The sequence below is a fragment of the Brucella pituitosa genome (genome assembly GCF_003049685.1).
Taxonomy (GTDB): Bacteria; Pseudomonadota; Alphaproteobacteria; order Rhizobiales; family Rhizobiaceae; genus Brucella; species Brucella pituitosa.
Map to the genome: position 1 here is coordinate 1 of NZ_PYSY02000004.1, position 26,553 is coordinate 26,553.

The window sequence follows — 26,553 nt, forward strand, 5'->3', positions numbered from 1 at the left end:
CATCAAGAGCCTGGATCTGACCGCCTGCCGCATCCAGGCGATGTCGCGCAGCTTCGACCCGCGAAACCTCGCCTCCGCGATATGGCCAATCTCCGGCCCTGGATCGAGAATCGTCACGCATGTCCATCGCCATCGCTTCGGGGCGGCCAGGCTTACGGCGAGGATCGCATCCTGGGCAACGCTCATGAGCAAGCCCGCGCATGAATCTTAGTCCCGTTCTGGCAGCAGCCGAAGAGAGCCGCAAGACGCAAATATTATTAGAATGAGTATATTGGGCGGCAAGGTGAGGTCGCATTCGGGCGTCGTGGTTCGGGGGCATGAGTGCGTTGATCTCGCGTGGGCCAGCCGGTATGGCGATGCGCTCAGGCTTTGCCGTAAACCTGCGGGATCTCGTCGTGCTTCGATCTTTCGCTGTCTGAAGGGCGTCGGCGATTGTAGCCCGACGGCTCCTGCCCTCGCCGTCGCATGCCGGCGATCATAAGGCATGTTCCTTCTCGTAATTCCGTCTGGGCCTGAGGGCGCGCTCGACAATCGTTCGCCTGGTTGGAAAGGCTCTGGCAACATTGTGAAAGCGTGACGGCCCCTGGGTATCGCTCATAAAATTCATGCTCTCTTCCGGTATCACATCATTTTGATGCATGCATACGCTGCTGACACGTAGCGCCACAATCTCTTCTCATATCGAGATTGATGTTCTTTCTTTGTTTTCTGAGGGATCGAACGTTCGTCCAGTCGATTATGTCGTCGGAGAAGGTGTAGAGATAGGAACCAATCATTAGTGACATTCTCATGTAGACACTTTCTGCATCAAGATGAGGAAGGGCTGCAAGAAATGCTTCTGCGTATGCTCGGGTTGTCGTATCATACACTTGGCTACGCAATTCGAAAGCCAGTGCTTCCGGCTCCATGTGAAGCCTAGAATGCATGTCTAAGGAACGCTCTACCCTGTGCGCTTTCCCGAAGCCTGATGCGAAGGCTCAAAGAAAGGGAACGTACAAGATTCGCAACGCTCGGGACGTGATTGTCTGCTTTCAGCCGTTTCAAACCTTCCGCTCGTGCGGTCGCTATCTCCGTTCCTTTCCTTAGGAACACCTCACGGAAAAGATTCTCTTTGTTTTTGAAGTAGTATCCAATCAGAGCATTTGTAACCCCAATTTTGTCGGCGACCTTCCTAAGTGTAGTTCCTGAGAATCCAAGTTCGGAAAATACTATCTCTGCGGCGTCAAGTATATCTTCACGAGAAGTTGTGAATCCTTCTGGACGCCCAGGCCTTTTCCTACCTTTATTTGTTAGAGCAGGGCCTTCTTCGATCATTTTTGATCTGCTTTTTTTCATGGAAAATTCCTCAGCGCGGAAAGGTCGAAGATGATCTCCTTCTTGGAAAAATCATGCAGGGATGCTTCGATATGAAGACTCGCTCTTTGGTCGCAGGCAGTTGCGTTTATAACCATGTCTCCGCATTTATGAGAATACGGATCTCTTTGCAACTGCCTGCTATCCTCTCACGTCAGAGGTTGTGCTTGTGGGACAGGATATATGAATTCATCCCACCATCGGCCGGAATGTTCACACCTCTGATCCACCTCGAACCATCGCTAAGAAGGAACGCGACGACCGGTGCTATGTCTGACGGCCGGCCTGGCCGATCCATAACTCGCATGTCTTCTTCTACGCGTGCACCCAGTGTCTTCACAAAATCGGCAAGAATGGGTGTCTCAACCGGCCCTGGGCTCACTGCATTGATACGGATTCCGCGGTCGCGCCAGGTCCAGCGGTTCTGCAAGGTCCATACGATCACTGCTTCCTTTGAGAAGAAATAGCTGCGCTGTTCATCGATATCATGCTCGCGGCAGAAGTCGGGAATTTGGTCGAATTCGAGGCCCTCGGCTGCTCGAATCTGCGGAACCAGATCCGCCCAGCCAACGCCGGCAAGGGACGCAATACTGACGATCGCTCCATTTTCGCTCATCTTGGAAACGAGCTTTTCCGTCAGGTACTTGAGGCCGACCACATTCACAGCGACCACCACCTCGGGGGGGGCGGTCGGCGGAACGCCGGCAATATTGCGAGCCGTCGATTCCGTGCGGCAAACTGGCAACAAGTGCGTCGATTGAATCTCGGCTCGACAAGTCGGCTTGGAAGAAACTATCGACAGCTTCCCCCGCGGGATTTCGATCGACCCCGATGACCGTTCCCCCTTGCCTTTTTATGGTACGAGCCGTTTCGGCACCGATACCGGAAGACACGCCGGTCACTACAATCGTCTTTCCTGTAAGCATCATTCTTTCTCCATTGCATGGTTTACTGATACCTGCGCGCGACTAGAATGGTGGGCGCGACTTATCTGGTCGGAAGGTCTGCCCGGGACGGTGCAACGATACCCGATCGCAGAAACGCCTGTTTCCGAAAGAGACTTTCGGACCTTTTTCCTAGAACTTGTGGGGATGGGGGTGCTCTCGGATCGTGAGCCACTGCCACTCGCAATAGGCGTCGAGATTGACGGGACCGCCGATCGTCTGCCCGTTACCTGATGCCTTCCGGCCACCAAAGGTGATGAATGGTTCATCGGCAACGGTCTGATCGTTGATATGCAGCATGCCGACTTCAAGCTCCTCGCCCAACCTCATGGCCCGACCGATGTCACGGCTGATGATGCCGGCCGAGAGCCCATACTCGGTGTCGCAGGCCAGCCGCAGTGCTTCCTCTTCGGTGGAGAAAGGAATTATCGAAGCCACGGGACCAAAGACTTCCTCTCTATATGCGGCCATGTCGGGGCGAACATTGGCGAGGACTGTAGGCTTATAAAAAAGCCCCTCAAATTCACCGCCCAACAAAAGCTCGGCTCCTTCCTGTACCGAGCGCTGCACGATCCATGCACGCGGTCGCGCTGGCTCGCGTCGATCAGCGGACCGATCGCCACGCCCGAGTCGGTTGGATCCCCATTTTAAGGTCCCGGCTTTTTCGACAAATTTCTCGGTAAAGTGCTTCACTAGGGGCTGCTACAAGAATCTTGCCAGTCGCCATGCAGATTTGGCCTTGATGCAAGTAGCTTCCCCAGATCGCGCTTTCTACGGCAAGATCGAGATCCGCGTCCTCTAGGATCATCAGAGGTTCTTCCCGCCAAGTTCCAACTGTGCTTTTTTGAGCATACGGCCACAGACCTCTCCCACCTTGCGACCAGCTGATGTAGAGCCAGTGAAAGAGATCATCGATATGCCCTCTGCCTCGCACATCGCCTGACCGACATCACCACCACCGGGCAGGATTTGTAAAAGCTTTTCTGGCAATCCAGCCATTTCGAGAATCCGGGCCAAAGTACGCCACCACTAAAGGGTGTCCGTGGATCAGGCTTAAGAAGCACTGCATTACCTACTGCGAGTGCCGGCGCCAGTGAGCGGATCGACAGGATCAGGGGGAAGTTGAAGGGCGAGATGATACCGATTACGCCATGAGGTACCCGCCGGCCTATGCTGGTGCGGCCTGGTATCTGTGGAAACACGTATCCTTGAGGGTCAAGCACAGTCGAAGCCGCCTTCTGCAAGAAGGCAGCACCCGCAGCAAGCTCTATGCGTACTTTCGCCGAAGCGGAGCCGGATTCGCGCACGAGCCATTCAGCGTATTCGGCAGCGTTGGCTGACAGGATATCGGCGGCACGGCGCATGACTGCCGCTCGCTCTATGGCAGAGGTCCTGGCCCAAGTGCTTTGCACGGCAGCGGCAGCCTCGACGGCCCTAATCACGTCCGATGGTCCTGCCTGCGCGATCCGCGCGAGAACCTCCGGTTGCGGGTTCATGGACCTTGATGGGCGAACTGGAGCTTGGCAGTCCGTTGGTCCAAGTATCTGCCTCCCACAACTGCTCCGGCAGCAGGTTTCCGCGATTGATTTTCATAATTACCTCGTTTTCACGGTGGGATCATGCGCCAAGATAAGCACGGCTGACATTCGGATCATTGCGCAGTTCCTCTGCAGTTCCCGCGCCAACGACCCGTCCAGTTTCGAGTAGAAAACCTCGATCGCTGATTTCTAGACTGCGCAAGGCATTCTGTTCTACAAGAAGAATGCCGGTCCCGGTCTCTCTAACCTGAACAAGAGCGCGAAAAAGTTCCTTCGTCATGAGCGGAGAAAGTCCCAGAGATGGCTCGTCCAGCAGAAGAATGTCAGGCGCCGACATCAGCACTCGGCCAATGGCGACCATCTGCTGTTCACCACCACTCATGGTGCGCACCTGTTGCGAAAGCCGTTCCTCTATGCGTGGAAACAACGATAGCACCAGATCGAGCATCTCCTTTTCGCGCGCGCGACCACGCTTGGGATACGCGCCCAGCAGGAGATTTTCGCGAACTGTTAATTCGGCGAAGTTGCCTCGTCCTTCCGGCACGAGCCCGATCCCCGGTATCCACCAGAAGGTGCGGGGCGAGTTTTGAAATATTTTGGCCGTTCATACGGCGCACGGCCGCCATAGGCCACGGTACAAGGCCGCCAACAGCTTTAAGAAGCGAGCTTTTTTCCCGCTCCATTCGCCCCGAGAATGACGACGCATTCTCCTTTCGCGACGGTGAGCGAAACACTATCAAGCGCCAGATGCTTACCGTAGTTCAGCGAAAGATTTGTGATCTCAAGCATCGATGGCCTCATCTTCGGTTTCGCCGAGATAGGCGCGTTTCACATCTGCATTGGCGAGCACCTGTTCGGTGGGGCCGTCCGCGATGAGCTTTCCAGTGGCTAGGACTATGGAACGATTACACAGGGCCCGGATGGCTACCATCACATGTTCTACCATCAGAATGGCGATGCCGACTCCCGCAATGTTTGGATCAAGGATATCCCTTCTTGAAGCTCAGTGGGGTTCAGGCCGGCGAGCCATTCATCCAGCAGCAGCACTTTCGGTTCCAAGGCTAGTGCGCGAGCAAGCTCCAAACGCTTTTGGTCGATATACGTCATGTCGCCGGCACGTAGCCCTGAGCAGTTTGAAAGACCGATCCGTTCCAAAATTGCTATTGCTTTGCTGCGCGCCGGCTCTCCCGTCAGACGTGCGCCGGTGAATGCCATCGCGGAGGTCAGATTATCAAGGGCGCTCATACCGTGCGCCACCCTTACGAGCTGAAATGTACGGGTCACTCCGAGTGCGGCGATGCGATGGGGCTGAAAGCCAGTAATTTCTCGCCCGTCGAGCCAAACAGATCCGCCATTGGCTTTCAGACTACCCGAAATCACGTTGATGACGGTGGTCTTCCCTGATCCGTTTGGTCCCAAAGCCCAACGATCTCTCCTGGCGTCAGGAAAATGAAATCCCGTTAACCGCTACATTCCCGCCAAAAGCTTTTCGAAGATTGGTTACTTCGAGTACAGGGTTCATGGCTGAGCCTCCAGTTTTGCGCTCACATCGGTATGTGTATTGCTTGCCGATGTCCGCTGGCGCCCATGTGAAAGCAGTCCAACAATCCCATCAGGGATGAAATAAACGACGATCATGAAGATCGCGCCGACTAAAATTGAGAAGTGGTTCGGGAAGTTTGCTGACAGATACTCGATGACTAAAACCAGCGGCACTACACCGAGAATCGGTCCGAATAGGGAGCTGACGCCGCCGAGGAGCGCCATGATAAGCACCTGGAACGAAATGTTGGCGTTGAACGCGATACCGGGGTCAGATAGGTCCAGCGCGGGGCGATGATCGCACCGGTCAACGTAATGAAAGAGGAGCTGATGGCAAAGAGCATTACCTTAACCCGCGTCGTGTTTATGCCAATATGCTTTGCTACGATTTCATCTTCGCCGATCATGCGAAGCGCCGTACCAACCGACTGTGCTTGATCCAAATTCCGACCAAAAAGAGAATGGCCAGAAGCGCTGCCAGCTGCCAATAAATCTGGGCTGAGGTGATATCGAGAAAGATGTACCGCGCGCTGGTGCGCGTGACGTTCACCTCGTACCAACTTACCAACTGACGGATCAGTTCGGACAAGCCGAACGAGAAAATCACGAAGTAGACGCCAGATAGGCGTAGTGTCGAAAGCCCTACGAGCGCGGCGCAGACGAGGCCGATTACGAGGGCGACTACAAGGATCGCGGGCCATGGCAGGTAATCAGCGAGGACTGCAGTCGTGTATGCGCCGATGCCGAAGAAGCTCCCGGTTGCGAGCGATATATATCGCGTTGGGCCTGAAAACATCGCCCAAGCCGTTGCCATAATTGCGAATTGGAGAAGAGTGATGCCAATTGAAAGATGGTAGTCGGATGTAAGAACCAGCGGCATGGTCATAAGAACGATCAATGCCGCCAGGCCGATGAATGCTTTGACTATGGTCGACATGCTCATTGGGAAGCTCTCCCATAAAGCCCCTTGGGCAGGAAGATTAAGACAAGGAGAAACAGCGCGTAGTTCGAGACGATCGTCAGTCCCGGATCAACTAGACGAGCAACGATGGCTTCAACGAAACCCAGAAGCATGCCAGCGACGAGGCAGCCTTTCATATTTCCGACGCCTCCCATGATCACCACGACCAAAGCCTTCATGGTGAAAAGCACGCCCATCGTCGCCGAGAAGGGCAGGAACATGCTGATCAACACACCTGAGGCTGACACCAGCGCTCCTCCTGTCGAGAAGGCGAGCGCAGAGACTAGGGCGACGTTTATTCCGACAAGCACAGCAGAAGCGGGCTCGGATGCTATTGCCTGCACCGCCACGCCAAAGCGTGTTTTCTTCATGAGGAGGTAGGCGCTGCCGACAATCAGTAAGGCAGAAATGAAGACCAGCAGCCGATTCGCTGCCACATGTGTGCCTAGGATCTGCACTGGCACAGATAAGAATGAGTAGCTTGTGTAGTTACCACCGAATGTCACGAGCAGGATACCCTGCAAGATGAACATAAGGCCGAAAGTTGCAAGAATACTGTCCTTCTCGAGTGCGGCGCCAGCTTTGCTGCGCCGAACCAAGGGAACCATCAGAACGCGATATACAAGCCAGCTGAACGTGAAGCTCAAAGGAATGATCACAATGAGGCTGGTGATCGGGTTGATGCCAAATTTCGCCGTAAACAGCCATGCGAGGAAGGAGGCTGCTATCAAAAACTCGCCATAGGCGAGATTCATTATGCGTGCCACCCCGTACTGCAGGGTCAATCCCATGGCTACAAGGGCATAGAGCCCCCCGAGGGTGAGCCCGCTTATAAGAAGATCTAGGAACATCTACATTTGCCAATTCATTGGAAGGGTGATGGGTTGAGCCCATCACCTTGTGGTTCACTATTTCCAAGCTGGCTTAGGCACGATTGCCGTGCGGGCACCCTCGAGTGTGGATGGATAAAGGCCGTAGAAATCTCCGTTTTGCCACTGCCCGATGTGGAAAAATCTTTCGAGTTCTTGGGACTTTAGGCTGATCTCGCCGAGAACTGTCTTGAAGTTGCCCGACTTGAGTTCAGCAATGATGGTCTCGTGATCCAATGTAGCCCTCGTTTCGATCGCCTGTTGTAGTGCCTGAAGGCCGGCGTAGACCAGCTGGCTAGCGAAGCGGTCGGCCGGATAGCCCGCGGACTCCATGTGACGCTTAAAGAAATCCTGAATCTCCGGATTGTCGATATTGGCACCACCAGTGCCATGACCCCTCGGTATTCTTTGCGAATTTCTCGCCGAAGACTGGCAACGCGGGGCCGACACCTAAAAGGTATACAGCCGGGTTGAAGCCGATAATGCGCGCCTGATCGGTCATCGTTATTGAATCTTCTGGATAGGTATTCCCAATGAAAACATCGGGCGTTTTCGAAGCGATCTCACTCAGCATCGGGGTGAAGTCTTGAGTCGCAAGTGGATAAGACGCATCGTAAACAATCTCGAAGCCATGCTCCGTCAGCGCTTCGCGATAATTTGACGAGAGTTCGACGCCCAGAGCGTCGGCAATTCCGGTGAGCGCAACCTTGTTGCCAATCTTGCCCTCATCTCGCAGGCTAGCCAGCATGTCAGAGCCACTTTTGGCAATGATCGCGCTCGTGCCCTCGAAGAAGAAAATGCCGGGCCACCGCGCTATGAGATTGTCTGCCCGCTCAGTTAACGTATTAAACGCCAGATGCGGATATCCGGCCTTCGAAAGGATAGGAGCGACGGCTGGATTCAACCGGTTCCCCACGGGGCCAGAATTAGATCGACCTTGTCCTGGGAGATCAAGCGTTCGACAGCGCGTACGGCCTCTTCGGGACTCGAGCGGTCGTCATACTCCACGACTTCGATTGGTAACCGTTTCTCACCGATCTTGAGGCCGCCGGACTTATTGATCTCTTCCACCCACATTTCGTAGACAGGGTGGCGCTTGCGGCCGCCCGCCAGCGAATACGCCCGTCTTTGATATAGCATAGCCGATGCGGACCTTGTCTTTCATTTCCTGCGCCAAGGCGGGCAGGCCGAGGCAGGTGAGCATGGCGGCAAGGGTAAGCCGTCTAGTGAGCATGAATGACATGGAACCTCTCTGGAGTTTGTTTGTCTTTATTATTGATTGCTGTGGGAACCCAGCCGCAGGCGCCTTCACAGGCTTGAAGCCATGCGCTCTGAAAACTTTCTGGGATCGTAGTCATAGACCCAATCAGTATTGATACCCGTTGTGCGTGGGTCTTCCTTCGCCCGACGAGCATATTCCGCGTCACGTGCGGCCATTTCCTCCTCGGATGGCAGGTGGTAAGTTCGACCACGTTCGCGCGCTTCGAGCTGCACCCGTGAGGTTCGAGGAAGGCGCTCGGCCTCATAGGCGGCGAGCGCGGCGGTCGGATCGTTGCGCCGCAGGTCGAGTGCCTCAGCTAGAACATAGGCATCTTCGATGGCCATGGCCGCGCCCTGGGACAGGAAGGGCAGCATCGGGTGACACGCATCACCAAGCAGGGTTACGTTGCCTTTGATCCACGTCTTCATCGGATCGCGGTCAAACAGACCCCAGTTGAAGACTTCGTGCACATTAGAAAATAGAGTCTGTAAGCTCTCGTGCCAGCCGAAATCCTTTAGCATTTCGTCACGTGATGCGCGGGTGCTCCAGCTCTCGGCTACCCATTCACTGGCTTCCGTCACCGCAACGATATTCACCGCTGCACCACCTTTGACATAGTAGGTCACGACATGGGCATTCGGACCCATCCAGAAGGTACTGTCTGGGTTGACGTAATCGACCACACCACCGGTTGGCACTAGTGCGCGATAGCATTGGTGACCGGTCCAGCGAAGGTCCACCTCGCCGAATACCGAGCCGCGAACCGCTGACCGCACGCCATCCGCCCCGATGATAATATCTGCCGAAAAATTGGTGCCATCATCGAAATCCGCGCGTGCACCGTTAGCAGTCATTTTTACGCCGGTACATCTCTTGCCAAAGTGGCAGATCCCGGTCGGCAAGCCGACGACAAAAAGATCGAGCAAATCAGCACGATGGACATGGATGAATGGCGCATCGTAATGTGCACGGAACTCCTCACCCAAATCGATGCGGAAATTCTCACGTGCCGTTTGCCAGTTGCGGCCGACCACGGCCTTGGGGAAAAAAGCAGAGCGCAGAAAGGTATCGAAAAGACCAAGCCCCGTGATCGCCTTCACCGCGTTCGGCGTCATCTGTACGCCGGCACCCACCTCTCCGAATGCAAGAGCCTGCTCAAAGATCTCGACATCGAAACCCTTTCGCAAAAGAGCGTAGGCTGCAGCGGTGCCGCCAATGCCTCCACCTATGATGCCAATTTTCATGGTATTCCTCGATTGTATTTATGCACAAATATGCAATATCATCATAGGTACATTTCACTATGACGAACTAGGGATTGTATTTTTACTTTACAGGCCAGAATTATTCTTTAGCCGCATAGAGATGTGCAGAGCTTCATCATAATTTCCGTTCCCACATGAATTTGTTTTATGGCAAATTATCGGATGAAAATAATTATGCAAGCAATTAATTAATTCCGATGTCGGTCTTTTTGATGCCTTGTGCGAAACGGGTGCGAGATGCCAGATTAGTCGCAAAACTCCTAATCCGTGCAGCACATCGGCCCGCCTTTGAATTTGCAGGGGAATTTCTGTCGCAAGTTTTGGTCGCAAGTGGTAAAACACCTGCGACATGATTTGCGACAGGAGAAGCCGTGAGCCACCAGCCAGATTCCGACGCCGGCCGGGTGCTCATCGGCTATGCTCGCGTCTCGACGCGCGGCCAGGACCTGGACCAGCAGCGCGCCACCCTCGGCGCGGTCGGCTGCATCCGTATTTTCGAGGAAAAAGCATCCGGGGCGAAGCGCGACCGGCCGGAGCTGGCGCGGATGCTCGACCATCTGCGCGCCGGCGATGTGGTGACGATCACCAGACTTGACCGCCTTGCCCGATCGACGGCCGACCTTCTGGCGATCGCGGAGCGGATCAACGAGGCCGGCGCTGACCTGCGCTCGCTGGCAGAGCCGTGGGCCGACACGACGACGCCGGCCGGGCGCATGGTGCTGACCGTCTTCGCCGGTATGGCCGAGTTCGAGCGGTCCTTGATCGTGGAGCGCACGAGCGCCGGCCGGATCGCGGCGAAGGCCCGGCGTGCGGTTCGGTCCCTCCCCTTCCCTGTCGGCCGAGCAGATCGCGCACGCTCGCCAGCTCATCCACGATGACAAGAAACCCGTCGCGGCGGTTGCCCGGCTTCTAGGCGTGCATCGTGCGACCCTCTACCGGGCGCTTGATACCGTGACGGCTGAGGAAGCATGATTACATGCTTGCAAGAAATCATGTTTGCCCGCTGTTAGTCAGCGGCCGACCAACCCCTGGTTTTAGCGGCCCGGATTCAAGAGCTTGCAGAATCAGCAATTTCGGCGTTACCACTTACTGTATGAGTCGTAGCCCTACAGCCATTCCAGCCCGTGAACGTGTCGCCGCCATGCGTGCGCGGCGTGAAGCTGCTGGCATGGCGCGCGTGTGGGCCGACCTGCCGGGCGAACTGGTTGCACAGTTGGACCGGGCCAAGCAGCAAAAGGGCGCGCAATCCCGCGCGCCGATCATCGAGGAAGCCTTGAGGTTTTATTTCGAGAAGCAGCAAGGGGCATAACGGCAAAACGCCCGACCGTTGGCGCGGTCGAGCGTTTTATAGGCCGTCAGACACACCGTAGGTCAGGGGTCCGCTAACTCTCCCCTTATCTACGCTATAGCCCTCCAATTCGCAAGATTGATTCTTGCGAAAGCGGGGAAGCTGTGTCCGCCGTCCAACGCCGTCATGTCCTCCAAATGGAAGGACGAAGGACAATGTTGAGGACGCAATTCGCGGCCGCGATCGGCTGTGCGCATAAACACGCGCTTGATGACATCATGCGGGAGGTGTGGACGCATTACAGCGTCGGCCAGCTCTCCGAGGAAGACGCCGGCCAGCTTTCCACGCTTGCCCATGAGCGCCGCGCCGCGTGGCAGGGATCGGGACAGACCGTGCTTGGCCTGGTCTTCCCGCCCCCCGCCGATGCCCGACGCCGGTTCGCCGGCGCAGCCATTTCAAGGGGCGATCGGAGGGCCGGATATGGCGGCCGACGACACGCAAGGACGTGCAGGCGATCTTGAAGGCGGCCGAAATCTACAACGAGGCCGGTTTGCAGGAGAAGGGCGAGCGCAGCGGTCCGCTCGGATCGGTGGCGCTGGACGTGCTGCGGCTGTTCGTCAATCTGATCGACTTCCGCACCGGCCGCCTGGAGCCGTCAATCACCACGATCATGGATCGCCTGGGCCGCTCACGCGATACGATCGTGCGAGCGCTGAAGAACCTGCGGGCGCATGGCTTCATCGACTGGCTACGCCGCTATGAGCCGACCGGGAACGAGGGCGCGGCCCCAGGTGCAGCAGGCGAGCAATGCCTATCGCCTGTCCCTGCCGGAAAAGGCGCGGCAGTTTCTTGGCCGGTTCGGTAAGGCCCCTCCCCCGCCTGCGGATCACGGACAGGATCAGCAGGCATGGAGCGAGCAATCGGCGCTTACAGGAAGGTCCTGCCCCTCGATGAGCGGACGCAGCTCGATGTTGGCGATAGTCCGCTCGGGAAAGCGCTTGTGAACATGGCAAAGACCTTCATGAAACGTGAGTCCGATAAGCAGACTGAATCCCCCTCTAATTCTATTCTCTATGTGAAAACATAAGCGGACGCCGCTGTTCGGGCCGCTCACGCGGCCCTGCGGCGGTTCCGGACCGCGTAATAGGCGGTCCGGTTCGGCACCCTCAGAGCAAAATCCCCACCCGCAGCGCCTGCGGCTAATGTCGCATGGGCTTTCGAGAAGGAATGGGTGGTGAGGGCGACGCAAAATATAAAATCATGTAATCATGCTTGCATGTCGGCCAGAAATATGTGATTATTGTTTCGTACGATACAAAATAAGCTGCCATGTCCCCCGCCAATCCGACCGCAAAAACCTACGCCGCGCTGAATCAAGCGTTCGACGTTTTCAACGATCGCCTGTTTGGCGGCGAGCTGCCGGCCTGCCTCGTGACATTGCAGCGCAAAAACAAAGCCTATGGCTATTTCGCGGGCGGCCGGTTCGGATCGAAGGACGGCGCGGAGATCACTGACGAAATCGCTCTGAATCCGTCGCATTTCAAAAGCCGAACCGACGAGCAGAGCCTTTCCACCCTCGCCCATGAGATGGCGCACCTTTGGCAGCATCATTTCGGCAAGCCGTCGCGCGCCGGCTACCACAACAAGGAATGGGCCGCGAAAATGCAGGAGATCGGCTTGCACCCTTCGGATACCGGCCAGCCCGGCGGCAAGGAAACCGGGCAGTCATGCAGCCATTACATTGTCGAGGGCGGTCGCTATGCCCGCGTCTTTGCCGAGCTGGCGGCGCAGCCCGACTTTACCGCCCTCTATGTCGAGCTTTGGGACGATGCCGCCGCCCGGAAGGCGCGCAAGGCGAAATCGGCCAGCAAGACCCGTTACACCTGCCCGTCATGTGAGTTGAACGCCTGGGCGAAACCCGGTGTCCGCCTGATTTGCGGCGAGTGCGACGAGCCGATGGCGGCCGCTGAGGAAGCGGAGTAGTTAACCTTTCCTGCATGAAAACATGCTTTCATGTATTGTAGAAAGCATGTAGCCTTTATTTCATGAAAGGATGCAAACATGATAACAGTGGCGTTCTGCACGCAAAAGGGCGGGACCGGCAAGACGACGATCGCGACGGCGCTTGCGGTCGCGGCTCACCTGGCCGGGAAGAAATCGGCCCTGCTCGATCTCGACCCACAGACAAACGCCGTCAACTGGTTCGACCGGCGCAAGGGCGACGGCCCGGACGTTGCCTCGATCCAGCCCGGCGCTATCCGGCGCTCGCTGGACGCCTATCGCGGCCTTGGCATGGATTGGGTGTTCATCGACACGCCCGGCAAGATGGAAAGCGCCTCGGTCGAGGCGGCCAAGCACGCCGATATAGTGCTGGTCCCGTCGCAGGCGCAGATATTTTCGATTGAAACTTTGGAGCCGCTAAAGCGGCTTCTCGACATGGCCGGCAGTCCGCCAACGTTCGTTGTGCTCAATCTGGTGCATCCGAACGCCGGGGGCAGGGCGGTTGACGATGCCGCCGCGATTGCCGCGAGCTTCAACGTGAAGGTTGCCCCCCATCCATGTGTCGCGGCTGAAAACCTATGAGGACGCCCCGGCCTTGGGGCAAGACGCCGCAGGAGCTGGAACCGCATGGCCGTGCGGCCCAGGAAGTCGCCGGCCTGTTCACGTTCCTTTCAGAGCAGGCAAGCATGATTACAGGAAATCATGAAAGGATGAAAGCATGAGCCGCAAGCCTTCGCTTCTCGCCGCTGCGATCAAGACCGCAGAGCAACCCGCATCCGCGCCGGAGGCTCCGTCAGAGCCGCAAGGGAGCGCGCCAGCTTCGCAGCCGGCCGGGAGCTATGTTGCGCCCTCGCGTGCTAACAAGCTCGGCAGAACGCATTTCCTGCCGCCCGCCTATTGGGAGACGCTGGACGAACTCAGTTTTCGCAGCAGGGATGAGAAGGGCAAGCGGATTCCGAAGGAGCGGCTTGTTGCCGAGGCGCTGAACCTGCTTTTTGCCAAATACAATTATCCGGTTGTCCGTGAGGATGGGGATTGAAAATATAACAATATGCACTATAGTTTAGAGTGTTATAGCGAGGCTTCGTGCGGATTTTCTTGACCAGAGGCGTTGTGCGGTTCGCTCGCAGGCAACGGATTGCTGACGCCAGCTTGGGCGAGGCGATCGAGCGGGCCGAGCGCGGCACGATCGACGCCGATCTTGGTGGCGGCCTCATCAAGCAACGCGTGGCGCGGCTCGGTCAGGGACGCTCTGGCGGGTTTCGGATGATCGTCGCCTATCGGGCTGCTGGTCGCGCGGTGTTTCTGTATGCGTTCGCCAAGAGCGACCGTGACAACATCGACGCTGACGAGTTGGAAGCCCTGCGTACGATCGGCGCTAATTGGCTTGCCGCGTCGGCCGAGCTGGTCGGGCAAGCCATTGAGGACGGAGATTTGAAGGAGATCGAGCATGACGACGACGAAGCCTAGCCGCCTTTCCCGCGAAATCGCGGAAATGGCCGGCGCGCAACGCCGCCTCGGGATCATGGACGAGGCGACCTATGAAGATCACGGCGCGGCATCTTGGAGAGACCTTGCCGACCGAAGCGCCGATGACGGGCGCGGACGTGCGGGCCGTGCGCGAGCAGGCGCACCTTAGCCAAGCCGCCTTCGGCCGTTATCTCAACGTGACGCCCGGCTATGTGTCGCAGCTAGAGCGCGGCGAGGCGCAGGCCAAGGGGCCGGCGCTGGCCTTGTTGAACGTCATTCGCCGGCGAGGCATTGAGGCGCTGCATTAATAGGGCGCGCAATCATGCTTGCATGTAAGCGTGTAAGCAATACGCCCCCGGCCGCCTTTACGGCCCTAGATGATGAGAGCAGGCCGGCCGGGGGCTAGCGTCGTGCCGAGCGGCGGAAGCCGCGACCGGCCCGGAGGCGAACGCGCCCTTACGTCGCGCTGTAGTGAGCCGGAGGGCCGCCAGTGACAAAGCCCCGGTGCGTCAGCGCCGGGACCGCTTTTCCCATCTGGCCGGCTCGGGCAGGGGGGTTTTGAACTTCTCCCGCAACCGTGCTTTCATTTCCTCACCCGAAATACCCGGCCGGGGATCATCGGCCGCCGCCTGTATGCTGCGCTTGAGCAGTTCCCGGCGTAGATCGGCATGGGGTTCCAGCTCCTTATGTTCGCTCAGGATCACGAACACGGGGGCGTTTGCGGGAGAGGGCGAAATCCTACGTTAGTGGTCAATGGGGAGCTTAATGCTAACCAACCTGCCGAAAGGGTCTTAACCTGCGATAGAATGGAAGTTGTTTATGGTACATTTGTACCTTCTGGCCGCTGTGGTCGGCGCAATCATTTATGCAGTATCAAAAGGCTATAGACCGCTATCGCGCCTTTTGCTTTCATTGCTCGCATTCGTTGCGCTATCCGCAGTCGTGACCTACGGCATCGTACAAATCGGGGATCGTCCACTTGAAGGTTCCCGTATTGTTGGCCCAAGCTAATAGCGGGTTGTTTCACAAACGAAGGTTTGCGATACAGATATGGCAACCCGTCTTGTTTTCGAGAATTGTGTTTCTAAACCCGTATCACAATCAATGTACGGTCAACCATAGCCGCTAACGTAGGATTTCGCCCCCCTCCCGCAAACGAACCCAAGTTGGCCAAAATCCCACGTTCGGGCCGACTAGCCCAATATGCGAAATGACGCTCGGCGGGAAAAGGTCAGGTTCACGATGTGAACCTCTACCGTATATCTGTGCCCCTTTAATGTTCAGGGGCCAAAATGAACGCGCCGACTTGCAGCAGATAGCGCCCGCCCCGGAGCGGCGAGAGAATGACGCTAATCAACGCCCATACCGGATCGCGGGCGGCCGCGCAGCATGTTCTTGAACGCGGCCCATGCAAGTGTCGCCTGATTCATGAACCGGCCTCCCCGGCGCTCCCTGCCGTTTGCGCATCGGCCGCCTTGCCGAGCAGATCGGCAAAGAGTTCCTTGTCGCCATCGCGCGTCAGGAAGCCGGGCAGCTCGCGGCGAAGCCAGTCGCCCAAGTCGCGCGAAAACTGATCGGGTCCGCCTTCCAGCCGATGCAGGACGAGCGCGCCGAGCAACACCTTGCGGCGTGTATCGTTGGCGCGTTCCTGTTTCGACAACCTGGCCTTGAGCGTGGCCCTTTGCGCATCCAGTTGAGCTAGCCGTTCTTCAATGGATTTTCGCGCCATGTCTCAAATCTCCCTTTCCGGTTGCTTACCAAGACTATCAGGCCAGTTCAGATTTTCCAGTGGTTGCCTGTTCCGCTTGAAAATTCGACGGATTTGCAGCACAATCGCGGCCTCAGTTCATAGCATCGGCATAGCCGCAAGCGCCACACCGAACGGGCGAAGAGGAAGCGATTGAGTTGAGAAGGGCGCACGAGTTGCCACGCAACTCAGCGCGCCACCGGCTTGGGGCTGGCGGAGAAAGTGAAACGGTAACGGAGCGATCGGCGTTGGCGATCTACCATTTGAGCATGAAGCCAGTTTCGCGGGCGAGCGGCCGTAGCGCCGTCGCCTCTATGGCTTATCGTGCCGGGGAAGCTGACCAACGAGCGCGACGGGATCACGCATGACTACACGGCCAAGCAGGGCGTGGAACATGCGGAGATCGTCTTGCCCGAGCCGGATGCCGGCACCATGGGCGTTAACGTCGATTGGGCGCGGGATCGTTCGACCTTGTGGAACGCCGCCGAGTTTGCCGAGAAGCGGAAAGACGCCCGCGTTGCCCGCGAGTTTGAAATCGCCTTGCCGCATGAGCTTTCGGCCGAAGAGCGCTTAGAGGCAACGCGGGAGTTCGCGCAAGAGTTGGCGAACCGATATGGCGCAGCGTTGGATTTCGCGATCCATTCGCCGCACGACGCCAGCGACGTTCGCAATCACCACGCCCATGTGATGATGACGACGCGGCAGGTGACGGAGGACGGTCTAGGCGACAAGACCTATCTTGAGCGCGAAAACAAATGGCTGTTGGCGCACGACCTGCCGACGACCGACATGCAGCTTCGCGACATTCGCCAGCGGTGGGAGGGGATCGCCAACGAGCGGCTGGCGATGGCCGGTCTTGATATTCGCATCGACCATCGTTCGCACATGGAGCGCGGGCTAGAGATCGCGCCGACCGAGCATATGGGTGTCCATGCCTCGCAGATGGAGCGGCGCGGCCTCGACGTGTCGCGGTCGCGGCTGGACGAGGATGCGGCCCGGCGCAATGCCGAGCTGATCCGCGAGAAGCCGGAACAGGTTCTTACGATCATCACCGGCGAAAAGAGCGTGTTCGACCGGCGCGACGTTGCGCGGGCGCTGCATCGCTACATCAACGACGACCCGCAGGAGTTTAGAAACGCCTTTGCGAAGGTGATGGCCTCGCCGGCGCTGGTGGAGTTGCAGCCCGAGCGCGCCCACGTAGTGGGGGACCATGCAACGGGCGAGATCGAGCTTGCCCGCTATTCGACCCGCGAAATGGTCGAGATCGAATCCGGCATGATCGAGAGCGCGCAGCGGATGCACGGCGCGTATGGTCATGGCGTCGATCGCCGGCATGTCAGCCAAGCCATAGAGCGGCAGGACGCCGCCATTCAGCGCAGCGCCGGCGATGCTTCCGCCCGGCTGTCCGACGAGCAGCGCCGGGCGATCGAGCATATCACCGGGCCGGAGCGGATTTCCGCTGTTGTCGGTTATGCCGGCGCTGGCAAGTCCACCATGCTCGCGGCGGCGCGCGAGGCGTGGGAGGCCGAGGGCTATCAGGTCCACGGCGCGGCCTTGTCGGGGAAGGCGGCCGAGGGCTTGGAGGAAAGTTCCGGCATCCAGAGCCGCACCCTCGCGTCGTGGTCCCGCGGTTGGGACAACGACCGGCATCCGCTTGGCCGCGGCGACGTGTTCGTGATCGACGAGGCCGGCATGGTCGGGAGCCGCCAGCTCGCCCGCTTCGTTGGTGAGGCCGAGGCGCGCGGGGCGAAGATCGTCCTTGTAGGCGACCATGAGCAGCTACAGGCGATCGGGGCCGGCGCACCGTTCCGGGCGATCACGGAGGAAATCGGCCATGCCGAGCTTTCCGAGATACGCCGGCAGCGCGTGGACTGGCAGCGGGAGGCGTCGGTTGACTTCGCCACGCACCGGACGGCCGAGGGGCTGGCGGTCTATCGGGATCATGGCAATATCAGCTTTGCCGAGACGGGCGAGGACGCGCGCGGCCAGATCGTGCGCGATTACCTTGCCGACCGCGACGAGCGTCCGGACGGCACCCGGGTTGCGATGGCGCATCGCCGGGCCGATGTTCGGGCCATCAATGACGCGATCCGGACGGAGCTACAGGACCGGGGCGAGCTGGCGCGCGGGGAAGACGCCGGCGCGCTGACCTTCCAGACCAATGACGGAAAGCGGGAGTTCGCACCGGGCGACCGCATCGTATTCTTGGAAAACAGCCGCGACCTTGGCGTGAAAAACGGGATGCTAGGCACCGTCGAGCATGTCGAGGCCGGCCGACCGGGTGCCGGCCCCATGATCGTCGTGCAGCTCGACGGCCGGGGCGGCGATAGCGTCAGCGTCCCGATGGGCGATTATCAGGCGATCGACCACGGCTATGCAACGACGATTCACAAAAATCAGGGCGCAACGGTCGATCGGGCCTATGTGATGGCGTCAGGAACGATGGACCGGCATCTAACCTATGTTGCCATGACCCGGCATCGTGACGGGGTGCAGCTTTATGTGGCGCAGGACGAGTTCACCAATGCCGGCCGGCTGGTCGAGCATGGGGCCGCGCCGTTCGAGCACAAGGAAGGCAACAGCCAGAGCTATTTCGTGACGCTGGAAAATGACAAGGGCGAGCGCCGCACCCTATGGGGCGTCGATCTTGAGCGCGCCATGAAGGCTGCGAAGCAGGCGCCAGAGATCGGGGAGAAGATCGGCCTTCAGCATATGGGTTCCATGCCCGTCACCTTGCCGGATGGCACCGAGACGCACCGCAATACATGGAAGGCTCAGGACGCCGGCGAGCTGGCCTATAGCCAGCTAGAGCGCCGCCTATCCCGGTCGGGCGTGAAGGAAACGACGCTCGATTATACCCGCGACTTTGCCGAGCGGCGCGGGATAGCGGAGCAAATGGCCATCCGCAGCGAGATGGAGATTCCGCGCGAGCAGCTTTCCCAGGAGCGGGCCGAGCTGCGTCAGGACAGGGACTCGACGGCCGAACACCCTGCCGAACGGGAGCGCATTGAGGACCGCGCGCCGAGATCCTCGCAAAAAACTTGGTGCAGATCTCGCGCAGGATCTTCATGCGGATCCTCGCGAGGATCTCGCCGCCGATCGGCAGCAGCACCGCAATCCGTTCGAGGGTCTGAAACTTGGGCGCGGCGTGGCCGCCGAGCAGCCCGAGCAGGGCCGCGCCGGCGAGGACGGGCCGCAGCAGGCCGAAAAACAGCGGGGCGGCATGTTCGCCGGCCTCAAGCTCAATGCGCGTTCTTCGCCCCCCTCAGGAGCGTAGCGAGCGGCCGGAAAGGGAAGGGAGCTTGCGGCCGGCGCCGGCGCAAGATCGGCTTGCCGAGCGGGCGCGGCGGCAGTCGCCGCTTGAGGCGGCCGTTGACCGTTATGTGCGGGCCTATCAGTCGGTTGACCAGCACCGGCGCGAGGGCCTGCCGGTCCTCGACATGCAGCGGCAGGAAATGCGCGGGGCCGGGCAGCAGCTCGACCAGGTGCGCGACGGTATGAACGAGCTGATGCGCTCGACCCTGCAAAACGACCCGCAGACGGCGCGCGCCATGACCGAGCTTTCCGGCCGGGACCGTGTCGCCCATGTCATTGAGGGGATGAAGCGCGAAAACGCCGCGCTGCAAGACCCTAATGTCAGGGCCGAGCGGTTCGTGAACCGCTGGCAGGAGCTACAGGGCCAGCATCAGCAGCTTCGCGGCTGGCAGCACGACGAGGCGCGCGGCAAGGTCGAAGGCCAGATGGATGGCCTGACCAAGAGCCTAGAGCGTGACCCGCAGGTAGAGTCCATCCTGCGCAATCGCAGTCGGGAGCTTGGAATCGGGCATGAACTTCACCGGGAGCAGACCGTTGCCCGCGCGCTGCAAGAGGAAATGACACGCGGCCAGCGCCTCAGCCGGGGCCATGGCATCGAAATGTAGGCAGGAGAGAGCATGGCGGAGCTGGACGACGACAGGGAAGGATTGCCCGAAGCACTGGACGAGGACGCCGGCGATCCGGCCGCCGCCTTCGACGCGCTACGGCAGACCGTGGAAGGTCTTGCCGGCGACCTCACGCGGGAGATGACCACCATACGCAAGGGTGTGGAAGCCGCCTTTGAGGAATTTGACCGGCAGGGGCCGGCGCAGGATTACAAGCCGGAGCTGGCTCAGATCGTGCAGCAACTCGCCCATGTTGCGGAGCGCCTGCACGGCGTCGAGCAGTCGCCCATTCTCCGGCAGGGTGCGCAGCATTATGCGGCCGCGCTCGAGCGTAGCGGCGAGGGCCTGGTGAGGACCGCCGTGCAGCAGCTCGAGCGCCAGGCGGCCGACCTCGAGCGCGCCGGCCGGAACCTCGGCGCCTACACGAAAAGCGCCTACGACCGGAAAAGTCAGGATTTCCGCATGTGGATGGCCGGCCTTATCGGGCTGTTCGTCGGCATATTCCTGATTTTGCTGTTGCCGCGCTTCCTGCCCTTCTCGGCCGACAGCCATGTTGCGGCGCTCGTCATAGGTCAGGACCGATGGAACGCTGGCGTCACCATGATGCGGGTGGCCGATCCTCGAAGCTGGCGCAGCGTGGCCGATTCCTCGCAGCTCGTGCGAGGCAATGCCGAGGCGATCGGCCAATGCGCCGAGGCCGCGCGCATGGCCGACGTGGATCAGCGATGCACCATTATCGTGAAAGCACCCGTCAGGCAGCAAAACTAAAGGAAGGATTGGAAAGCCTAAATCATCATCAAGAATCTCTTCAGACGGAGCAGGTCAAATCTATTTCGGCACGGACGTGCTGGCCGCAATAATCGCCTTGTTTGTTCCGGGAATGACCGCGCTGGAAAGCGCCGTAAATCAGGCGCTTGCTTTGATGCTTCGTCACCTTCCTACAGGTTCCCCTTGCCGATCCTCGTTGCCATCCTCGTTCAGTTCCTGCCGGCCGATCCGATGTTGTGCCTTGGCGCCCTGTTCGCTGACGCCCTGCATTGACTACGTTGTGACGTTCTCGCATTTGGGGCGTGCGGATGCGCGGCTAGAGCACGTCCGGGTATCGATGAATCGATTGTGATGTGACGCGCTGGCCGATTTTTGCTTCAACATCCGCTTTGACGGAGGTTGGTTATTGCCAGAGCACTCGGCGAAGATTTGCGGTTGCGTGTCTTGAAAGCTGCGGGTGAAGGGGCATCGGCCGGCAGGCGGCATCTCGATTTGGCGTTGGAGTATCGAGCGCGATCCGCTGGATCGCACGGGCGAAGATCGGCGAACTGACACCGCGACCCCAAGGGCGACGGCGCGGCTCGCGCCTCGACGGATATGCAGACTTCATCATCGGGATGATCGAGAAACGCAAGGACATCACGTTAAACGAGATGGTCGAGCGCCTCGATAGCGGACCCCCGCTTCGGGTCCGATCTACGCCAGCCAAAGACCGAGCGAGGCAAACCAGCCAATCATTGCTTCCGGCCAATTTGTGACCTCGGCTTCGCGAATCGTCTTGCCGCTTGCTTAGACAATGCAAATGTCTCGAGTATTCCAATGACACGTTGATCCCCGCATAATGGTCATGTCTCCTCGACGTTTGTAGCGGGCCAGTCCCCGGCTCCGTTCACACCATCGGTGTGGGGAACGACCGCTGTCTCGCCAAGCACTCCGCAATCTGCAAGCAGCCCCGCCGACCGATAGCAGATAGAAGAACGGCCCACGAAGGGCCATTGAAAAATTATGCCCGTCAATGGAGGATAGGCTTGCATTGTGCTTCGCTTCGATGTCGGATGCTCAGTAGCTGATAGGCGATGAGCGCCGCGAAAGTGGCCGTTCCGATACCGCCGAGCGCGAAACTACCGATATTGAGCGTAAAATTTCCCGACCCAAAGACTAGGGTGATGCCAACGGTAAACAGGTTGCGCGGTTCCGAGAAATCGACACGGTTATCGACCCAGAGTCTGATCATTGCCGCAGCGATAAGGCCGAAAACGGCCACGGCCAAGCCGCCCAGGACCGGTGCGGGAATGGTGCGCAGCAACGCCCCGAACTTCGGCGAGAATCCAAGCCCGATCGCCACGAGCGCAGCGACTACGAAGACCAGGGTGGAGAAGACCCGCGTCACCGCCATCACGCCCATGTTCTCTACATAGGTCGTCACGCCCGTTCCGCCGCCCGACCCCGAAACCATCGTGGCAATGCCGTCGCCAAGAAAGCCTCTGCCGATAAAGCGGTCCATATTCTGCCCAGTCATTGCGCCGATAGCCTTGATGTGGCCGAGGTTCTCCGCGATCAGGATAAACGCCACCGGTGCGATCAGGACCATCGCTTCGGGAGCGAACTCGGGACTGCGGAATGCAGGCACGCCCAACCACGGCGCCTGCGAAAGCTCCGAAAGATCGACCGGCGGCAGTAGCCCCATGCCGTTACCCATTACCAGAACCGCCACATAGCCGATCACGATGCCGACCAGGATCGACACACGCCTCAGCGCCAACGGGCCGAAGGTGGAAATCATCGCGACGGAGAAGAGCGTCAGCAGTGCCACGATCACATGAGGCCCCGTGCCCTGCGTTCCCTGCACCGCCACGGGCGCAAGATTGAGCCCTATGGCAGCACCGATGGCACCCGTGACGGCCGGCGGCATCAGCCGCTCGATCCAGCCGGTTCCGGTAACCATCACCACCACGCCGATCAGGGCATAAAGCGCTCCGGCTGCGATGATGCCGCCAAGGGCCGGCCCGATATCCGGGTTGGGACCTGTCCCCGCGTATCCCGTCACGGCGATCACCACGGCAATGAAGGAGAAGGACGATCCAAGATAACTGGGCACCCGCCCCGCCGTGCAGATGAAGAAGATCAACGTGCCGATGCCCGAAAACAGGATCGCCAGATTGGGATCGAACCCCATCAGCAACGGCCCGAGGATCGTCGAACCCGACATGGCCACAAGATGCTGTATGCCCATCGGAATGGTCGCCGCCCATGGTAGGCGCTGCTCGGGCAGGACTGTCTCGGTTCGGGCCATCGGCCAGCGCGGAAAATAACTCATGATCTACCTCCCTGGGCCTCGGCTTTGCCAGTAAGCCCGCCTAACCATTGCAGCACATCCGCGGCATCGGTCACGTCCGCATACTTTTGATGCATGTCGTAGAGATTTGCCTCGTGAGGCGCTGCAGCGCGATCGGCACAGCAATCGCGCGGAACGAGCACGTTGAAGCCTGATTGCACTGCATCGACGACACTTGCGCGCACACAGCCCGAAGTGGTCGCGCCGGTGACGATGAGCGTGTCCACCCCCGGCCCCGTCAGCATTGCCGCAAGGCCGGTTCCGAAAAAGGCGGAAGCCCCCTTCTTGACAATCACCGCGTCCGCAGGATCGGAACCGGTCGCCGCATCGATCTCGACCAGCCGCGACCCCTCGATAAGAGCGGCCATTCCCGCAGCCTTTCTGAGCCAGGGCAGCTTGTCGATCTCGCCGGAGTGATAAGCAATCGTGGTGTAGACGACCGGAAATCCGGCAGCGCGTGCGGCATCGGTGATGCGCCGGGTCTGGGTGATCTCTGCCGTCATGTCCGCTGCGGTGGGATAGGCCGTATCCGTGAAGCCATAGGTAAAGTCCACCACTAGGACAGCCGGTCTTCGCCCACGTGGAACGGCTTGGCCAAAGCCCGCTGCCGCATAGAGCATGTCTTGCGTCATTCTTTTTCCCCTTGAAAAAAACGGCGGCCCCGAAAGAGCCGCCATCCTGAAAATCAATTTCGCTTCATCTGGATTTCCTTGACGACGATATCACCGTCAATCACCACCGGTACGTCATCTAGAAAAAGCGAGCAGCCCCGCATCGGAATGTCGAGGTGGCAGGCCGTATCGTTCGGGCCTCCCAGCTCATTGTTGGGACCGGTCGAGAACATCACATTCCCGTAGAAGCTGCGGGGTTCCATGCCCATTCCGCCGGGAAACTCTCCCGGAACCATGCGATGCCACTTGGCCTGCGGGTTCATGCCCCAACCGACATGGCTCATGCCCTTGCCGCGCTCGTCGTTGAAGTCTGCCATATACGACTTCACCAGTTCCGTATCGAGCCCACCCCGGATATCGCTGATCCAGCCCTTCTCGATGGTGTAGATGATTGGCTCGCGCACATAGATATTCTGCGGCAGCAGGATATCCCCCGGTGCAACGACGATCTGCCCGTCAACGCCATCGTCGTCCCCACCGGTGAAGACAAAGCCGGACGGCCAGTGATCCCAGCGCCCAGGTGTGTCGTTGCAGGCATATTCCGCCATTGTGGGATAGGTGTTGAGCTTATAGGTGACATCCGTGCCATGCGGCGAGGTGATCCGCATCACCTTGGCCTTTTCCAGCATCTCGGCGGCGATCTCCACCTTCTCGCGTAGCTCGGGATAAGGCAGCATCCGAGCAAGAAGCTCGGGCGGTTCCACTGCCGTGAGAATACGCGTTCCGGCAGCCTGGATCGCGAACTGCTCCGGCGAGAACAAAAGGAACACGCAGTCGATCAGCATGTCGCAGTTCTTCAAGGCCTCGACGGCATCCGGCAGCCCTGCAAGGCCAGTTACGCCGACATTCCAGCCTCCGGTTGGCAGGGGAGGCGGCAGGCGCATGTGATACATTCTCGCTCCGAGCCTTTGACCCGCCGCCATGAAGGCGTCGGCATAATCGAGGCGGTCGTTGCCCTGTGTCAGCACGACGAGCTTCTCGCCCTCGTGAACACCGGACATCTTGAGCTGATGCAGGCAGATTTCAGTGAAACTCGCGTGATCCATCGGATCGCTCCTATTTTGGTCTGTCGTTTAGTCGGCTCGGAAGTCCATGACGGCTGCAAGAAAACCCTCCAGGTCATCCCAGGGGATCATATGGCCGGCGCCGTCCACGCGGCGCGTTTCGAGATGAGGCATTAGCTCACGGAGTTCCGCCACATCCTCGGGCAGAATCACCGTGGCGCCGCCGGCAATCACCAGCCGCGCCGGCAACTGGATCTTCCGCATGTCGGCGTGAATGTCATCCGTGGCAAAGCCATCGAAGGCAATGCGAATAGCGCCCCATTGGCAGGTGTGCAGCCATTCGGCGCGCAGCGCCACCTGCTCGTCTGTCCAGGTCGGGCAAAAGACCCGCATCTCCTCAATGCCGCAGCCCTTCTGGGCAAGCCGGATCGAATCTCCATACCAGGCCCAGTTCGCGGGATAAGGCCGCCTGTTCGGTCCCGACATGGGCGGATCGACGAGAACGAGGCCGCCAATCGGACCGGGATTGCGGGCGGCGGCACGGATCGCAATTCGAGCGCCCATGGAATGGCCAAGAAGGATGGGCTTCTCCATACCTTCGGCCAGGGCAATCGCATCTTCCGCCATGGCATCGAGCGTATAATCGAGATCGCCGGCCTCGCTCAGGCCGCGTCCGCGCACGTCGAGCACATGTATGTCGAAATGCTCTGAAAGCCGCTCGGCCACAAACCCCCAGGTAATTGCGGGCGAGGTGATACCGGGAATGAGCAGCATGGCTGGCCCCTTCCCCGGATAGTGAAGCAGATGCTGGCGGATGCCATTGGCATGAACATTGTAGCCGCGTGCCATCTGAGTCCCTTCAATATGCGCCGGAAAGCAGCGTGCCGCCGCCCGGAACCCTAGTCTCGATCCCAAGCGCGCGCAGCATCTGCCATGTGGTGGCGATGGCGGCGGTGACGACGGGCTTTCCCGTTCGTGCTTCGACCATCGGCACGGCTGGAAGAGAGGGCATCTGCACGCAGGCAGACAGTACCACCGCATCCACATCGTCAGTCTTCATGCCCGAAACGATGTCCGGCAGGTTCATCGGATCGTGCGCGGCAACAGCGAGATTGTCGGAAATCTCCAAGGCTCGCCAATCGCTGACCTCGATGCCCTCATTGCGGATGTAGTCCACCACCATTTCGGTGAGCGGCTTCATATAGGGGGCGACCACCGCCACGCGCTTTGCGCCCATGGCCCGCAACCCCTCGATAAGCGCACCGGCAGACGTCACCACAGGCGCAGGTGCGCCGTTGTCGACCGATACCTGATGCAGACGTGGTCCGGAGACACAGTGATATCCATGCCCCATCGACATGATGGCGACGAGGCAGGCATAGCCCATCACATCCACACGCGCATCGCTCAGTTCCAGGGCGCAGCGGTCGCTATCGGCATCCATCGCCGCCAGCTCCTCCTTGGTCACATGCTTCATCCGCATGCGGGAGGAATGAAAGGTGAAGCGCTCGTCGCCCGCGCTTTCACGCGCCCGTAAAAGCGCGGGGATTTCGGTCTCCATCGTCACGTTCGAACTTGGAACGATCTGACCTACGCGGAAATGTCTCATGGAATTT

General features: G+C 59.2%; 37 protein-coding genes and 5 pseudogenes. 16 read left to right on the top strand and 26 right to left on the bottom strand.

The features are described from left to right. The 19 genes and pseudogenes from C9380_RS27165 to C9380_RS23495 form a co-directional block, all read right to left on the bottom strand. A partial coding sequence (locus tag C9380_RS27165) for a hypothetical protein (protein WP_217284109.1) occupies positions 1 to 186 on the bottom strand: 186 nt, incomplete at its 3' end. 440 nt (positions 187 to 626) lie between these two features. Then, entirely contained in the window at positions 627 to 926 is a 300-nt protein-coding gene (locus C9380_RS28640) for a hypothetical protein (protein ID WP_353954658.1), read from the bottom strand. Next, complete coding sequence (locus C9380_RS23445; RefSeq protein WP_128094862.1) at positions 916 to 1,335, bottom strand: TetR/AcrR family transcriptional regulator; 420 nt, start codon at positions 1,333 to 1,335, stop codon at positions 916 to 918. Before C9380_RS23445 ends, C9380_RS28640 begins: the two co-directional genes overlap by 11 nt. Positions 1,336 to 1,507: 172 nt before the next feature. Continuing rightward, positions 1,508 to 2,017 (bottom strand): SDR family oxidoreductase, encoded by a 510-nt coding sequence (locus C9380_RS27850; protein ID WP_252869851.1) that lies wholly within the window; start codon positions 2,015 to 2,017, stop codon positions 1,508 to 1,510. A gap of 85 nt (positions 2,018 to 2,102) precedes the next feature. Beyond that, positions 2,103 to 2,282: pseudogene (locus C9380_RS28645) on the bottom strand (SDR family NAD(P)-dependent oxidoreductase); the annotation flags it as partial. Positions 2,283 to 2,429: 147 nt separating this feature from the next. Then, positions 2,430 to 2,990 (bottom strand): aldehyde dehydrogenase family protein, encoded by a 561-nt coding sequence (locus C9380_RS28650; RefSeq protein WP_217284112.1) that lies wholly within the window; start codon positions 2,988 to 2,990, stop codon positions 2,430 to 2,432. Then, positions 2,902 to 3,296 (bottom strand): annotated as a pseudogene (locus C9380_RS28655) (aldehyde dehydrogenase family protein). Before C9380_RS28655 ends, C9380_RS28650 begins: the two are co-directional and overlap by 89 nt. Next, positions 3,206 to 3,793, bottom strand: a complete 588-nt coding sequence (locus C9380_RS27195; RefSeq protein WP_217284115.1) for an aldehyde dehydrogenase family protein — start codon at positions 3,791 to 3,793, stop codon at positions 3,206 to 3,208. The pseudogene C9380_RS28655 and the gene C9380_RS27195 overlap by 91 nt, the downstream one beginning before the upstream one ends. Positions 3,794 to 3,914: 121 nt before the next feature. After that, a pseudogene (locus C9380_RS23460) lies at positions 3,915 to 4,624 on the bottom strand (ABC transporter ATP-binding protein). Then, positions 4,617 to 4,766: an ABC transporter ATP-binding protein C-terminal domain-containing protein gene (locus tag C9380_RS28660; RefSeq protein WP_353954659.1), complete on the bottom strand. Its 150-nt coding sequence runs from the start codon at positions 4,764 to 4,766 to the stop codon at positions 4,617 to 4,619. Before C9380_RS28660 ends, C9380_RS23460 begins: the two are co-directional and overlap by 8 nt. A 14-nt stretch (positions 4,767 to 4,780) precedes the next feature. After that, a complete protein-coding gene (locus C9380_RS28665) occupies positions 4,781 to 5,215 on the bottom strand; it encodes an ATP-binding cassette domain-containing protein (protein WP_353954662.1) in 435 nt (144 codons plus the stop codon). Between the two features lie 138 nt (positions 5,216 to 5,353). Beyond that, entirely contained in the window at positions 5,354 to 5,602 is a 249-nt protein-coding gene (locus C9380_RS27860; protein WP_252869852.1) for an ABC transporter permease, read from the bottom strand. After that, positions 5,551 to 5,784, bottom strand: coding sequence for a hypothetical protein (locus C9380_RS27865; RefSeq protein WP_252869853.1), 234 nt, complete (start codon positions 5,782 to 5,784; stop codon positions 5,551 to 5,553). Before C9380_RS27865 ends, C9380_RS27860 begins: the two co-directional genes overlap by 52 nt. Further along, entirely contained in the window at positions 5,781 to 6,320 is a 540-nt protein-coding gene (locus C9380_RS27870; protein ID WP_252869854.1) for an ABC transporter permease subunit, read from the bottom strand. The genes C9380_RS27865 and C9380_RS27870 overlap by 4 nt, the downstream gene beginning before the upstream one ends. After that, the gene (locus tag C9380_RS23475; protein WP_128094863.1) at positions 6,317 to 7,189 is read right to left on the bottom strand and encodes a branched-chain amino acid ABC transporter permease; all 873 of its coding nucleotides are present in this window, start codon (positions 7,187 to 7,189) and stop codon (positions 6,317 to 6,319) included. Before C9380_RS23475 ends, C9380_RS27870 begins: the two co-directional genes overlap by 4 nt. Positions 7,190 to 7,246: 57 nt before the next feature. Further along, positions 7,247 to 7,444 carry a hypothetical protein gene (locus C9380_RS23480; RefSeq protein ID WP_164844730.1) on the bottom strand — a complete coding sequence of 66 codons (198 nt, stop codon included), beginning with the start codon at positions 7,442 to 7,444 and terminating at the stop codon, positions 7,247 to 7,249. Positions 7,445 to 7,547: 103 nt separating this feature from the next. Next, positions 7,548 to 8,111: an ABC transporter substrate-binding protein gene (locus C9380_RS23485; RefSeq protein WP_164844731.1), complete on the bottom strand. Its 564-nt coding sequence runs from the start codon at positions 8,109 to 8,111 to the stop codon at positions 7,548 to 7,550. Next, the gene (locus C9380_RS23490; RefSeq protein WP_164844732.1) at positions 8,108 to 8,278 is read right to left on the bottom strand and encodes an ABC transporter substrate-binding protein; all 171 of its coding nucleotides are present in this window, start codon (positions 8,276 to 8,278) and stop codon (positions 8,108 to 8,110) included. The genes C9380_RS23485 and C9380_RS23490 overlap by 4 nt, the downstream gene beginning before the upstream one ends. 237 nt (positions 8,279 to 8,515) lie before the next feature. Then, complete coding sequence (locus C9380_RS23495; protein ID WP_128094867.1) at positions 8,516 to 9,712, bottom strand: FAD-dependent monooxygenase; 1,197 nt, start codon at positions 9,710 to 9,712, stop codon at positions 8,516 to 8,518. Between the two features lie 392 nt (positions 9,713 to 10,104). Between C9380_RS23495 and C9380_RS27200 the strand changes: the two genes are divergently transcribed. From C9380_RS27200 to C9380_RS27895, 11 genes are all read left to right on the top strand, one after another. After that, a complete protein-coding gene (locus C9380_RS27200) occupies positions 10,105 to 10,611 on the top strand; it encodes a recombinase family protein (RefSeq protein ID WP_217284116.1) in 507 nt (168 codons plus the stop codon). Next, entirely contained in the window at positions 10,541 to 10,705 is a 165-nt protein-coding gene (locus C9380_RS28670) for a helix-turn-helix domain-containing protein (protein WP_217284117.1), read from the top strand. Before C9380_RS27200 ends, C9380_RS28670 begins: the two co-directional genes overlap by 71 nt. Before the next feature lie 121 nt (positions 10,706 to 10,826). Beyond that, on the top strand, positions 10,827 to 11,042 hold the full coding sequence (locus C9380_RS23505) for a ribbon-helix-helix protein, CopG family (RefSeq protein ID WP_035228556.1): 216 nt from the start codon (positions 10,827 to 10,829) through the stop codon (positions 11,040 to 11,042). A gap of 496 nt (positions 11,043 to 11,538) precedes the next feature. Beyond that, entirely contained in the window at positions 11,539 to 11,886 is a 348-nt protein-coding gene (locus C9380_RS28905; protein WP_252869855.1) for a helix-turn-helix domain-containing protein, read from the top strand. Positions 11,887 to 11,928: 42 nt separating this feature from the next. Beyond that, positions 11,929 to 12,108 carry a hypothetical protein gene (locus C9380_RS28910; RefSeq protein WP_252869856.1) on the top strand — a complete coding sequence of 60 codons (180 nt, stop codon included), beginning with the start codon at positions 11,929 to 11,931 and terminating at the stop codon, positions 12,106 to 12,108. A 242-nt stretch (positions 12,109 to 12,350) separates the two neighbouring features. Then, positions 12,351 to 13,004 carry a SprT-like domain-containing protein gene (locus C9380_RS23515; protein WP_128094868.1) on the top strand — a complete coding sequence of 218 codons (654 nt, stop codon included), beginning with the start codon at positions 12,351 to 12,353 and terminating at the stop codon, positions 13,002 to 13,004. 78 nt (positions 13,005 to 13,082) lie between these two features. Next, positions 13,083 to 13,604 carry an AAA family ATPase gene (locus C9380_RS23520; protein ID WP_217284118.1) on the top strand — a complete coding sequence of 174 codons (522 nt, stop codon included), beginning with the start codon at positions 13,083 to 13,085 and terminating at the stop codon, positions 13,602 to 13,604. 136 nt (positions 13,605 to 13,740) lie between these two features. After that, positions 13,741 to 14,061, top strand: a complete 321-nt coding sequence (locus C9380_RS23525; RefSeq protein ID WP_071205054.1) for a chromosome partitioning protein ParB — start codon at positions 13,741 to 13,743, stop codon at positions 14,059 to 14,061. A gap of 47 nt (positions 14,062 to 14,108) precedes the next feature. Further along, a complete protein-coding gene (locus tag C9380_RS23530; protein WP_128094869.1) occupies positions 14,109 to 14,492 on the top strand; it encodes a type II toxin-antitoxin system RelE/ParE family toxin in 384 nt (127 codons plus the stop codon). Continuing rightward, the gene (locus C9380_RS27890; RefSeq protein ID WP_252869857.1) at positions 14,473 to 14,661 is read left to right on the top strand and encodes a hypothetical protein; all 189 of its coding nucleotides are present in this window, start codon (positions 14,473 to 14,475) and stop codon (positions 14,659 to 14,661) included. The genes C9380_RS23530 and C9380_RS27890 overlap by 20 nt, the downstream gene beginning before the upstream one ends. Then, positions 14,597 to 14,800, top strand: coding sequence for a helix-turn-helix domain-containing protein (locus C9380_RS27895; protein ID WP_252869858.1), 204 nt, complete (start codon positions 14,597 to 14,599; stop codon positions 14,798 to 14,800). Before C9380_RS27890 ends, C9380_RS27895 begins: the two co-directional genes overlap by 65 nt. Before the next feature lie 201 nt (positions 14,801 to 15,001). On the opposite strand, the gene C9380_RS23540 is transcribed toward C9380_RS27895, so the two are convergent. Then, positions 15,002 to 15,202, bottom strand: a complete 201-nt coding sequence (locus C9380_RS23540; RefSeq protein WP_247877708.1) for a hypothetical protein — start codon at positions 15,200 to 15,202, stop codon at positions 15,002 to 15,004. Positions 15,203 to 15,311: 109 nt separating this feature from the next. On the opposite strand from C9380_RS23540, the gene C9380_RS23545 reads away from it, so the two are divergent. Further along, complete coding sequence (locus C9380_RS23545) at positions 15,312 to 15,503, top strand: hypothetical protein (RefSeq protein ID WP_128094870.1); 192 nt, start codon at positions 15,312 to 15,314, stop codon at positions 15,501 to 15,503. 415 nt (positions 15,504 to 15,918) lie between these two features. Here C9380_RS23545 and C9380_RS23550 read toward each other — a convergent pair whose 3' ends face one another. Beyond that, entirely contained in the window at positions 15,919 to 16,221 is a 303-nt protein-coding gene (locus C9380_RS23550) for a mobilization protein (RefSeq protein ID WP_128094871.1), read from the bottom strand. A 266-nt stretch (positions 16,222 to 16,487) separates the two neighbouring features. Here C9380_RS23550 and traA point away from each other — a divergent pair. The 4 genes and pseudogenes from traA to C9380_RS27215 all read left to right on the top strand — a co-directional run. Beyond that, positions 16,488 to 19,126: pseudogene (gene traA / locus C9380_RS23555) on the top strand (Ti-type conjugative transfer relaxase TraA); the annotation flags it as partial. A gap of 610 nt (positions 19,127 to 19,736) precedes the next feature. Further along, a complete protein-coding gene (locus C9380_RS27210) occupies positions 19,737 to 20,159 on the top strand; it encodes a TraA (RefSeq protein WP_252869859.1) in 423 nt (140 codons plus the stop codon). 12 nt (positions 20,160 to 20,171) lie between these two features. Beyond that, positions 20,172 to 20,927, top strand: a complete 756-nt coding sequence (locus C9380_RS23560; protein ID WP_128094872.1) for a DUF6118 family protein — start codon at positions 20,172 to 20,174, stop codon at positions 20,925 to 20,927. Positions 20,928 to 21,332: 405 nt separating this feature from the next. After that, positions 21,333 to 21,595 (top strand): annotated as a pseudogene (locus C9380_RS27215) (helix-turn-helix domain-containing protein); the annotation flags it as partial. 344 nt (positions 21,596 to 21,939) lie between these two features. On the opposite strand, the gene C9380_RS23575 reads toward C9380_RS27215, so the two are convergent. The 5 genes from C9380_RS23575 to C9380_RS23595 are packed head-to-tail and all read right to left on the bottom strand — an operon-like array spanning position 21,940 to position 26,546. Then, the gene (locus tag C9380_RS23575; protein ID WP_128094873.1) at positions 21,940 to 23,244 is read right to left on the bottom strand and encodes a solute carrier family 23 protein; all 1,305 of its coding nucleotides are present in this window, start codon (positions 23,242 to 23,244) and stop codon (positions 21,940 to 21,942) included. Continuing rightward, entirely contained in the window at positions 23,241 to 23,894 is a 654-nt protein-coding gene (locus C9380_RS23580; protein ID WP_128094874.1) for an isochorismatase family protein, read from the bottom strand. Before C9380_RS23580 ends, C9380_RS23575 begins: the two co-directional genes overlap by 4 nt. Before the next feature lie 53 nt (positions 23,895 to 23,947). Continuing rightward, a complete protein-coding gene (locus tag C9380_RS23585) occupies positions 23,948 to 24,979 on the bottom strand; it encodes a 2,5-dihydroxypyridine 5,6-dioxygenase NicX family protein (RefSeq protein WP_128094875.1) in 1,032 nt (343 codons plus the stop codon). 27 nt (positions 24,980 to 25,006) lie between these two features. Next, positions 25,007 to 25,786, bottom strand: coding sequence for an alpha/beta fold hydrolase (locus tag C9380_RS23590; protein WP_128094876.1), 780 nt, complete (start codon positions 25,784 to 25,786; stop codon positions 25,007 to 25,009). Between the two features lie 10 nt (positions 25,787 to 25,796). After that, a complete protein-coding gene (locus tag C9380_RS23595) occupies positions 25,797 to 26,546 on the bottom strand; it encodes a maleate cis-trans isomerase family protein (protein WP_445433069.1) in 750 nt (249 codons plus the stop codon). Positions 26,547 to 26,553 lie beyond the last annotated feature (7 nt).